Source organism: Flavobacterium sp., from assembly GCF_031411595.1.
Classification (GTDB): domain Bacteria; phylum Bacteroidota; class Bacteroidia; order Flavobacteriales; family Flavobacteriaceae; genus Flavobacterium.
Genome location: NZ_JANOBI010000018.1, coordinates 26,323 through 37,214, shown reverse-complemented (window position 1 = coordinate 37,214; position 10,892 = coordinate 26,323). Strand labels below are relative to the sequence as shown.

At 37.1% G+C, this 10,892-nt stretch carries 10 protein-coding genes and 1 pseudogene; 2 read left to right on the top strand and 9 right to left on the bottom strand.

Annotated features, from left to right (window positions below):
- Positions 1-99: 99 nt before the first annotated feature.
- The 6 genes and pseudogenes from RMO03_RS03035 to RMO03_RS03010 form a co-directional block, all read right to left on the bottom strand.
- Positions 100-498: pseudogene (locus RMO03_RS03035) on the bottom strand (F0F1 ATP synthase subunit B); the annotation flags it as partial.
- Between the two features lie 86 nt (positions 499-584).
- A complete protein-coding gene (gene atpE / locus RMO03_RS03030; RefSeq protein ID WP_309640610.1) occupies positions 585-776 on the bottom strand; it encodes an ATP synthase F0 subunit C in 192 nt (63 codons plus the stop codon).
- Positions 777-810: 34 nt separating this feature from the next.
- The gene (gene atpB / locus RMO03_RS03025) at positions 811-1,941 is read right to left on the bottom strand and encodes a F0F1 ATP synthase subunit A (protein ID WP_309640609.1); all 1,131 of its coding nucleotides are present in this window, start codon (positions 1,939-1,941) and stop codon (positions 811-813) included.
- Positions 1,942-2,459: 518 nt separating this feature from the next.
- Positions 2,460-2,699 (bottom strand): AtpZ/AtpI family protein, encoded by a 240-nt coding sequence (locus RMO03_RS03020; RefSeq protein WP_309640608.1) that lies wholly within the window; start codon positions 2,697-2,699, stop codon positions 2,460-2,462.
- On the bottom strand, positions 2,659-3,069 hold the full coding sequence (locus RMO03_RS03015; RefSeq protein WP_309640607.1) for a polymer-forming cytoskeletal protein: 411 nt from the start codon (positions 3,067-3,069) through the stop codon (positions 2,659-2,661). Before RMO03_RS03015 ends, RMO03_RS03020 begins: the two co-directional genes overlap by 41 nt.
- A 3-nt stretch (positions 3,070-3,072) precedes the next feature.
- Positions 3,073-5,916 carry a tetratricopeptide repeat protein gene (locus tag RMO03_RS03010; RefSeq protein WP_309640606.1) on the bottom strand — a complete coding sequence of 948 codons (2,844 nt, stop codon included), beginning with the start codon at positions 5,914-5,916 and terminating at the stop codon, positions 3,073-3,075.
- Between the two features lie 183 nt (positions 5,917-6,099).
- On the opposite strand from RMO03_RS03010, the gene RMO03_RS03005 reads away from it, so the two are divergent.
- Positions 6,100-7,149 (top strand): ferredoxin--NADP reductase, encoded by a 1,050-nt coding sequence (locus RMO03_RS03005; RefSeq protein ID WP_309640605.1) that lies wholly within the window; start codon positions 6,100-6,102, stop codon positions 7,147-7,149.
- Between the two features lie 44 nt (positions 7,150-7,193).
- On the opposite strand, the gene RMO03_RS03000 is transcribed toward RMO03_RS03005, so the two are convergent.
- Both RMO03_RS03000 and RMO03_RS02995 read right to left on the bottom strand, forming a co-directional pair.
- Entirely contained in the window at positions 7,194-8,201 is a 1,008-nt protein-coding gene (locus RMO03_RS03000; RefSeq protein WP_309640604.1) for a glycosyltransferase family 9 protein, read from the bottom strand.
- Between the two features lie 138 nt (positions 8,202-8,339).
- Positions 8,340-8,945, bottom strand: a complete 606-nt coding sequence (locus RMO03_RS02995) for a DUF4254 domain-containing protein (RefSeq protein ID WP_309640603.1) — start codon at positions 8,943-8,945, stop codon at positions 8,340-8,342.
- A gap of 286 nt (positions 8,946-9,231) precedes the next feature.
- On the opposite strand from RMO03_RS02995, the gene upp reads away from it, so the two are divergent.
- Positions 9,232-9,885, top strand: a complete 654-nt coding sequence (gene upp, locus RMO03_RS02990; protein WP_309640602.1) for a uracil phosphoribosyltransferase — start codon at positions 9,232-9,234, stop codon at positions 9,883-9,885.
- A 71-nt stretch (positions 9,886-9,956) separates the two neighbouring features.
- Here upp and RMO03_RS02985 read toward each other — a convergent pair whose 3' ends face one another.
- The gene (locus RMO03_RS02985; RefSeq protein ID WP_309640601.1) at positions 9,957-10,886 is read right to left on the bottom strand and encodes a DUF6427 family protein; all 930 of its coding nucleotides are present in this window, start codon (positions 10,884-10,886) and stop codon (positions 9,957-9,959) included.
- Positions 10,887-10,892: the final 6 nt, after the last annotated feature.

Here is a 10,892-nt window from a genome sequence, read left to right as displayed (position 1 = left end):
TGTAGTTTTGTTTAGCTCTTATTTTACAATTGTTCTGAAAGTTAAGTTCACCCTTTGTTTACTTGTTTTTGTTATAAAACTGCCTTTAAAAAGCGTCCTTAAAGTAGCCACTTGCGCTTTTAATTCAGCAACAGCTCCGTTCTTTTCACTCTCGATAGCTGCTTTCGCTTGCTCGATCATTTTAGCTCCTTGAACTTGTGCTTCATTTTTTGCATCAGCTACCATTTTCTCTTTCATTTCACGAGCTTCTTTTAACATCGTGTCACGCTCTAATCTTGCTTCTTGCAAAATACGTTGGTTGTCGGCTTGCAGGTTTTGCATTTCGTTTCTAGCGTTTTCAGCTGAAAGTAATGCGTTTCTAATACCTTCTTCTCTTTCGTTAACGGCATCTAAGATTGGTTTCCATGCGAATTTTTTCAACAAGAAAATCAATCCGATGAAAATCAACATCTGCCAGAAGAACAATCCGAACGAAAAATCATTTACTAACTTTTCCATATTATATAGGTAAAATATTTATTGTCTTTAATTTAATTTTTAAATAAAAGCTGCAACCAACCGTTGCAGCTTTTAAGTTTTTTCGATTACGTTGCGAAAATAGCAGCGAAACCAATACCTTCAATAAGTGCAGCAGCGATAAGCATAGCTGTCTGGATTTTTCCAGTAGCTTCTGGTTGACGTGCAATAGCATCCATTGCAGAACCACCGATTCTACCAATACCAATACCTGCTCCGATAACTACCAATCCTGCTCCAATGATTCTAGGGATTTCCATAATAATATGTATTAAAAATTAAACATTCAATTGATTAGTGCGCTTCTTCATGGTGGTGCTCTTCAACAGCAGAACCAAAATACAATGCCGATAACATTGTAAAAATGTAAGCCTGTAAAAGCGCCACAAGAATCTCAATTGTCGACAGCGCGAACGACAATAAGAATGATAAGCTTCCGCCTATCCAGCTTTTGAATAAAAAGATCAATGCAATCAAACTCATCAACACGATGTGTCCTGCGAAGATGTTCGCATACAAACGAATCATTAATGAGAATGGCTTGATAATCACACCCAAAAGTTCGATTGGAGCCAAAATGATTTTCATTGGAGTCGGTACACCCGGCATCCAGAAAATGTGTCCCCAATAGTTTTTATTTGCAGTGAAATTAGTGATTAATGCTGTGATAATCGCCAAACCTGCAGTAATTGCAATATTTCCCGTAACGTTGATTCCTAGTGGTGTCAGTCCGAACATGTTCAAAAACCAAATAAAGAAAAAGATGGTCAATAAATAGCTCATGTATTTTTTATAATGTTTTTCTCCAATGTTTGGGATGGCAATCTCATCACGAATGTACAATACGATTGGTTCGAAAAGTCTTCCAACGCCGGCTGAAATCCCTCCGTTTTTTGAAAATGATTTCGCCAAACTTGTGAATAACCAAAACATCAATAACGCAACGACCATCAACGTCAATACGCTTTTAGTGATTGAGAAATCAAGAGGTTTGATATTGGTTGGGTGATGCTCATCTCCTGTTAAGGTTCCCGATGCATCGGTTTTGTATATTTTTTCGTCGTGTCCTAAAACGTAGTAATTTCCGTTGGATTCAGCAGGTTTACCATGTTCAAATTTTGAAGAGGAGAAAACATGCACGCCATTATCCCATAAAATGATTGGCAATGGGAAACCATATTCTTTCTGCGCAGCTTCGTCTTCAAAAAGGATAAAACTATGAGCGTCTAAAACGTGGTGGTTTTTGAACGCGTCGATTTTTGATTTTAAATCCGTTGGTTCCGCATGGGCTTCATGGTGTTCTGCCAAAGCAGTTTCAGCAGACACTTTTAAGGTATCCTGAGTAACATTCGCAAAACTAAATAAAGGAAGAAACGCAACTAATACAGCTGCTATAAAATGAAGTGATTTTTTTGAAAACACCATATCTGCTAATTAACTTAATTTTTACTTTCAGAAATTTGGTGCAAAGGTACATTTTTAATTAATATTTTCAAGAACTAAAAATAATTTTTTTGATGAAATTATCGTTTTGAAAACGATTTATTGCTTATTGTTTAAAATTCGTATCGTAACAATTGTTTCTATTGTCAAAAACAACGCAAAAACGATAAAAAAATTAATTTTCTCCGAAGCGCTATTGGTGTTTATCAAATGCAACAAGGGTAATAGAAAAATATAGGAAAGTAGCATCTTTATACACGTAACCAACAAAAAGGTGTAGCCTACATAATCAATGTTTTTAGCCTTTACGATAATAAGAATGAAAACAATACAGAGCGAACAACAAGTAAAAAAAGCATAGAGCGTTTCAATGGAATAATAGAATCCTGACAACTTTGGGTTGTCAGGATTCAAAATAAAAATTAATTTATGAATCCCATATGCTATTGCAGCAACGAGCAAAACCTCAAAAACTGAGCGGTATTTTTTTACATCCATCGTTAATCGTTTGAAGAATTATTGATGTCTTTGAGTTGACGATTGATATTATAAAACGCCAATGCTACACCAACTAAGGTAAAAATTTTGACATAAATCGAATGTGGATTTGGATACTTTCCGTCTAACCATTTACCGAAATAAGCAAACGCAAAAACAATAACACCCATTTGAATCGGGATATTGATTAGCGCCAACCATTTATTGTTGTTCCGCTTCTTCTGATTTGGGTTGTTCGTCATGAGCCGTAGCTTTTGTATGGGTTTTCATAATGCAAGTTGCACTGAATTCTGCTCCTGGTTCAACCGATAATTTACCACAAATTACTTCGCCATGAATAACCGCTTTCGCCTTGATGTTTAAAATTTCCGCCACTTGAATTTTACCCTCAAACCTACCTTCAATATCAGCGTTTTTACATACTATATCGCCTTTAATACTGCCGGCTGGGCCAATTACAATTTTACCATTCGATTGAAAGTTACCAACTAAATCTCCATCCAATCTAAAATCTGTTTGAGATAGGATATTGCCTTTTATAATCGTTCCTTCAACAAGTCTGTTGGTTTTTCCGAGTAAGTCTGTGTATGATTTTGGCTTTTTATCAAACATGGTTTATCGCTTTTCTCCTTTTTCTTGACTTTGTTCCTTTCCTTTTGGATTAACTGGGTCCGGGCTTCCAGGCATTCCCGGAGGAAGCTGATTGAATTGTGCTTGCTTTTCTTCGGAAACTTCTTCTCGAGCTGCTGGTTTTTCTCTTTCATTATTCTGTTGAGCGGTGTTCGGTTTTGCTTTCGGAACATATGCTTTCGGTGGCAACGGATCAGAATATGGAGTGGTCAAATATTCTTCAAAATTTTTCTTCATTTGAACGATTTTATAATTCTCGTTCGAAATGATGTAAGCAGTTTCCGCCACTTTATATTCTTTAAATTCTTTCAATATCGAAGCAATTCCTTTAGCATATTCGAGGTCTTTCAAACCGTGAATCACAATGAAGTTTTTATCCATCGTGTATATATCGTAGGAGGTGCTTAATCTGTCTAAGCTTCTTCCTTCAATAAATTTCTTGATTTTATCTTGAAGTGCTTTGGTGTTTTTGTCTTCTGGGTTGTCCGATTTATAAAGTATCTTCCAGCTTAAAGGTTTTACAGCATAGAATTTTAAAGCTTCCATGGCAGGAACATTGGTTTTTAAAAGTTCCTCCGCAAATTTACCTTCCTCACTGTTTGGGTAATTCAATGCGACAAAGTTGAGCGTCTTTTTATATTCGCCTAAACCTGCCAGTCTTCCCAAAGTATTGGCTTTTAATAATTCGAATTTAGGAACGATTTCTTCTCCGTTAAATTGATCAATCGCTAGATTCAAATTCGTCAATGCCGCTTTGATATCGCCCGATTCATAGAGTTTGAATATCCTGTCATAATTGGCTTCCGGAGTATCGGTCAATGCGTTATTTGAGCCGCTCGTATTGCCTAGAATTTGTGCATAACGTGATTCCGGGAATTCGTTGATGATTCTATTTTTCATCGCCAATGCTTTGTCTTTATCTATAATGTCATATATTTTATAGAGATTATACATCGTCGGAAGAATCAATCTTTCTTCGGGTTTGTTTTGCAATAATGTTTCTAATTTGGCAGCGGCTAGTTTGTATTCTTTAAATTTCTCTTTGTAAATCACACCCAATTGATAGTAAGCAAAATTGCGCTCTTTAGCAATGCTGTCAATCGCCATTTGTGATTTTGGTAATTGTTTTAAATAGAAATCAGCTGTATATTTTTCTTCTATTTTGTCTTTTTTATCTTCTTTTGTTTTATCCGTATTGTCCTTGTCTTTATCAACATCATCGTCGTTGTCTTTTGTTGTATTGGATTTGTCTTGCGATATTCTCCAGTTCGTTTTATAGGCTCTTTCGCCCCATTTTTTCACAAACTCTGTTTTACCAAAAGCAACGGTAGTAGGGTTATAAAAATAGAACTTGCTGTTTCCTGCAGCTGTGCCCGCTGTGCTAGATTCCGATGGTCTTGGCGCTCTTTTCTCTGATGCAGCTTCGCTTTTATTAATATCTCTTCCGTCTTTGTCTACTTTACTTTCCGCATTATTGCCGCCTTTTTCTTTGGCTTCTTTTTCTTTTAAAAGTCTTTTTTCGTCTGCTGTCTTTAATTTAGAAATATAGTCGTCATAATAACTTTTCTTATCTAAATCCGATAAAGCGTATACTTTAAGAATACTATCATTTCTCGTAGCTATGCCTTCATATTTAATGACATCAACCAAATTGTCTCGCTTTTTAGTAATGAATCTGTGCTCGCGAGAACGCGGTTCAAGTTGTACCAACGTACTGTCATAATACTTTCCTGCGACAACATATTTTGCTTTTTTGAAATAAATGTCAGCCAGATTTCTATAATTCGAAGCCACCAAATATTTGTCAACGATTTTCGTATTTAAAGAAATGTTGTAATATTTTATAGCCAGCGAATCATTGTTGTTCTTGTCGTAAAACAATCCCATTTGATGGTTTATAAAATTCAAATACGGACGGTTTTCTCTGTCTTTAAGCAGCTTACGGTATTTTTCAAGAAACGCTAAAGTATCACCGTTTTCGAAATTCCCGAGATTCGCTTGACGCAAATGTGCATGAATGACATACTGTTTTGCCGCTTTTCTTTTCATATCAATCACCGACTGATACGATGCAAATGCACTGTCTTTCTGACCTAATTCTTCGTAAAGTTGTCCTAAAATAAAATGGTAACGCGCTCTTTCTTCTTTTGATTTGGTGAATTGTTTGGCGAGTTTCAATTTGGCTACAGCGCTGTCTTTTTCTCCTAAATTCAAGAAAGCTTGGGTTAATGTCGCGTTAGCATCGGCAAAAATTTGGTCTTTGTATTTAATTTCTTTGAATAAATTTCTCAAGTTTTCCACCGCTATTGCGTCATTGTCAAGTCGCATATTGGTTTTTTCTCTCCAAATTTTTGCTTCATTGATTCGGTTACTGTTCGCGTGTTTGTATAAAATATAATTAAACGCTTCCAAAGCAGGAATAAACCTTTGGTCGTAATAGCGTGATTTACCCAACAACAAATGCGCTTCGTCCATTTGGTAGTTTTTCTCTGAACCTCCAATATTCATCGAGTGCTTTTGAATCGCTTTGGTTGCTTTGGTTTCTGCTCTGCTGAAATTAGGGTTCTCAACAGCGTCGCCGGGCATGGCTTGCTCTTTTTTGACTTGCATTCTTTCGATCGGCAAGATTTCCCAGAAATTGTCTTTGTATTGCGATTTTAATTCTATAATGCCTTTGTCTAAAGCCAATCCACCATTATACAAAATATTGTCTTTGGTACTTAAAGCATGAGAATTTCGGGATACAAACGTGTTCTTTTTTACAGAACATGCGATCAGAAAAAGGAAAAATATAACTATAGAAAGATACTTGAGTATGTTAGTTTTCAATTTAAAACGGTTTTTCTTAAAACTTCTAAAAGTCGATTTTAGTATATTGACTGGTAAAAATACGTTTCTTTTTGATATGGCGAAAATTATCCGCTAAAAGTTTAGTTTTGCCACTTCAAAAATATTCATTCACATATAAGTAGGTTTTCTTAGAGGTTTCCTATTTTTGTAAAAAATTTATCCATGTCGTCATTTTATAAATTAAACATCAAAGAGGTGCGTCGTGAAACCAAAGATGCGGTTTCTGTTTTGTTTAATGTCCCTTTAGAATTTCAAGATTTTTACCGTTTTGTTGCGGGCCAATACATCAATTTAAAACTCACTTTAGACGGAAACGAAATCCGTCGTGCTTATTCTATTTGTTCTTCGCCCGAAAGTTCTGAACTCAGAATCGCTATAAAGTCTGTCAAAGATGGTGCTTTCTCAGTGTTTGCCAATTCACAATTGAAAGCCGGTGACACTTTAGAAGTTGGTACGCCCGAAGGAAAATTTACTTTTGAACCCGATTCAAATCGACTCAAAAATTACCTTGCGTTCGCTGCGGGAAGCGGTATCACGCCAATATTGTCGATCATTCAAAGTGCATTGCAAAGCGAGCCCAAAAGCACTTTTGTTTTGGTCTATGGCAATAAAACGCCCGAAGAAACTATTTTCCACAAACAATTGCATGATTTACAACTCAAATATGTCGGTAGATTTTTTGTGCATTGTGTATTCAGTCAAGCCAAAATTGAAGGCGCATTGTTTGGTAGAATTGAGAAATCTACAGTGAATTTTATCCTCAACAACAAACACAAAGAAATCGACTTTGACAAGTTTTATCTCTGCGGTCCTGAGGAAATGATCAATACGATTTCTACTGTATTGAAAGAACGCAACATCAAGGAATCGGCTATTAAATTCGAGTTGTTCTCAACCTCAACGCCAGAAACTAAAATCAACACGCCCGAAGGTCATACGAAAATCACGATTTTGGTTGATGATGAAGAAACCACTTTCGAAATGTCGAAAAAGCAAACCGTCCTTGAAGCCGCTTTAAAACAAGGTATCGACGCTCCGTATTCGTGTCAAGGTGGCATCTGCAGCAGTTGCCTTGGAAGAATTACTTCCGGTACAGCCATGATGGCAAAAAATTCGATTCTAACGGATGGTGAAATTGCCGAAGGATTGATTTTGACATGTCAAGCGCATCCGACTTCCGATACGATTTATGTGGATTACGATGACGTTTAAAATACTCTAAACATTAAAAAAACTTCTCAGCAATGGGAAGTTTTTTATTTTATAATCGTTTTCATTTTGGTCACAATTTCTTCCGGCACAATCGTTTGCATGGCATTTTCATAACCTTGCACTTTTTTATTTCCATAAACTGATGTTGGTATTTTTGGAAACTGATTTCTATCGGAAACCATCGCGTTTTCTATTGGTTGATTGAAAGGCGAAAATCCCGCATACGGATGTGTTGCGCCCCAAAGTGTAATGACTTTCACGCCATACATCGCAGCAATATGAGCATTCCCTGAATCCATCGAAAGCATGACATCGAGGTTGCTGATGAGTTGCAATTCTTGTTCGAAAGATACTTTTCCGGCTACCATTTTTACGTTTTCTAAATCTTGTGAAAGCGAGTGGAGTTGTGCTGTTTCTGCTTCACCTCCAAAAAGAAAAATTTGATACTGGTTGTCTTTAGATAATTGACGAATCACTTCTTGCATCAAATCGAGTGGATATACTTTTGAATCGTATTGAGCGAATGGCGCAATGCCAATCCAATTTTTTGTTTTTTCTCCGAAAAGATTGGTGATTACTGAATCTAATTTTTGTTTTGGTGGAAAAGTGGGTTGCGACAAATCGATTTTGAATCCTAACTTTTCGAAGGTTTTTGCATGCCGTTCGAACATCGTTGGCAACGGTTTAAAGATTTTATTTTCTGCACGCGTTAATGCTTTTTTTTCAGCACGACCTTTATCGGTGGCGGCTACTTTTGTTCCTATTAAAGCAAATCGACTTCTGATGAATGTAGAGCGCAAAACATTGTGCAAATCGGCGAAGAAATCTATTTGCAACGGTTTTAAATCCCAATACAATTGCAGCAAACCCAAAACACCTTTGTGTTTTCCGAGCGCAACGAAGGCAAAAAAATCGACATTGGGAATGTCTTTAAAAAAGGGTTTGTAGAAAGCCCTAGAAATTACCGTAACCTTAATGTTCGGATATTGCTGTACCAATGCTCTTAAAACAGGAACCGTCATGGCGACATCTCCCATAGCGGAAAGTCTCATGACGGCAATATGTTGTTGTTTTTCTGGCAAGTTGTTGTGAAGTAAAAAGCCCTAGCCCCGATAGCAGTGGAAATCCTTTTGTGACGGCGTTCGGCACAAAAGATTGGGAACGTATAGCGGGAAACAGCTCCTAAAAAATTACTTTTTATTTTGATACAACACCGGATTCAATTCATCGTCGTTGTACATCTTCATTTGTTTGTAGACTTTCATGAATTTATCACCACTTTCAATGTCATGAATCAAATCATCAATCGCTGTCGACAAATCGGTTCTTTGCTCTAAAAGCACATTGAGTTTCGTCTGGCATTTGTCTTTGTGCTCTTGTGAAGCGCCTGCTCTTGTAGCTTCTTCATGCATATGATAGATTTTCAACGCTAAGATTGACAAGCGATCGAATGCCCAAGCCGGACTTTCTGAATTGATCTTAGCAGTTGGTTTGACGTTGACATGGCTGTATTTTTGAAGAAAATAACTGTCGATATATTCCACCATATCGGTGCGCTCTTGGTTCGAGGCATCGATTCTTCTTTTGAGTGTTAATGCTGCAACGGGATCAATTTGCGGATCACGAATGATGTCTTCGAAATGCCATTGCACAGTGTCTATCCAGTTTTTGTGGTATAGCAAATGTTCGAATTGGTCTTTCGAATACGGGTTGTTGATGGGTTGGTCTACATTATCGAATTGGTGATAATCCTGAATACTTCTCTCGAAAACGGAATACGCTAATTTTGAAAACATCTCTTTCTATTTTAGAAAGCAAAGATACTTTTTATACTTTTACGACAGAAAAAAAGTTACTAAGGTTCTGAGGCGCTAAGGCACTAAGGTTTTTTAGGAGCCGGGAACCTGCTATCCGCAGTATCTCTGCGAGGATACTTGCTCCAAATGCGAAGCATTCACCGAACACCTATAAAAAATAAAAGCTAGGTGAGGTAATCAGGGCTAGGGCTTTTCATAAACCAAGAACAACCTCAGCAACTTAGCGCCTCAGAACCTTAGCACCTAAACATAAAAATCAACACCCATGCAAATCCATTATTTATCAGAAGACAACAGCGTTTTAAATCACTTTTTAGGGCAAATCCGAAACGTTGATGTGCAACACGACAGCATGCGTTTTCGTCGGAATATTGAGCGCATTGGTGAAGTCATGGCGTACGAATTGAGCAAAGGCTTGAACTATAAAAACATCGAAATCAAAACACCTCTCGGGATTAAGAAAACAACAGAAATTGAAAACCAGTTGGTGTTGTGTTCCATCCTTCGTGCAGGTTTACCGTTGCATTTGGGTTTTTTAAATTACTTCGACAGTGCGGAAAACGGATTTGTTTCGGCGTATCGCCACCATCCGAACAACGATGATTTCTTTGATATTTTGGTCGAATACCAAGCCGTTCCGAATTTGCATGATAAAACTTTATTGCTGATTGACCCGATGCTAGCTACCGGCCAATCAATGGTTGCCGTTTATAATAAACTCATGGAGAAAGGGGTTTCGAAAGAAGTACATATTGCCGTTGTTATTGCAGCTCCACAAGGCATTGAATACCTCAAAAATCATTTGCCCGATAATTGTCATTTGTGGGTAGCCACTTTAGACGAAACTTTGAATGTCAAAAACTATATCGTTCCCGGATTAGGCGATGCGGGCGATTTGGCTTATGGGAATAAGCTGTAGTTTTTATTTCTCGCAAAGACGCAGAGGTTATCTATTCCAACTTTGCGCCTTCGCGTCTTTGCGAGCTGAATTTATAATTGTACGAAGAAGGCGAAAATTCCACCCAAAATCAACAAGGCCAAAACCACTTCTTTTTTCCATTGTGCTTGCGGTGTTTCAATATGCGTTGTGGTAATCATTGCCATTGGTGCAAAAGTAAACACCAATAAATCATTCGATTTGTTTGGCGAAATGGCAAAAACAGCGATGCCAATAATAATCATCGACAATATTTTTTTGTAGGTTGGATGCAGAATCAATGGGCGATTCGACATCGAAATCAATAATAAAACCACAAAGAATAATCCGATTGTGGCGTATATCGATAAGGCTAGATTTTGGAAATTGTTGGTGAAATAATTCATTCTCAAATCGATTACCGATTGAGATAGTAAATGTTCAATCCAATGGGTTTTGAAATACAAAGCACTTACTAAAAAAATAATTGCAACCGCACAAAAGGCAATGATGGGTAAAAACCAGTTTCTGTAATCTCTGGCGACGTGAAAAAGTACCGCGATAAAAATCAACAGTATGAAAAGAATACTCCAAAAGTGAAACAATGCTGCGATGCAAACCCAAATCGACGCATCAAATATTTTCTCTTTCGAGGCTTTGAGCGAATGCAGTGAGACAATTCTTCGCATCGCCAATATAATAAAAAGGTTCGATAATAATAACGTCGCATTGTCTAAAATCGACGGAAAAAACAGCATAAACAGTAAATAAAACAAAACCGTGTAAGCGCTGTCTTTGCTCATGCCGTTTTTCTTGACCACAAAATTTATAATAAAAAGTGATGCAAAAATCACCGCCAATAAACCCATTTTAATTGCAATATGCAGCAGCGAATTGTTGCCCGTAACATGCTTGATTTGATATAGGAAAAAGAAAAAAAGCACCCCTAAAATGACGATAGAATAATTTAATGGTGTAGATTTTCTAAAAAGACTTGTTATCATAAGGAT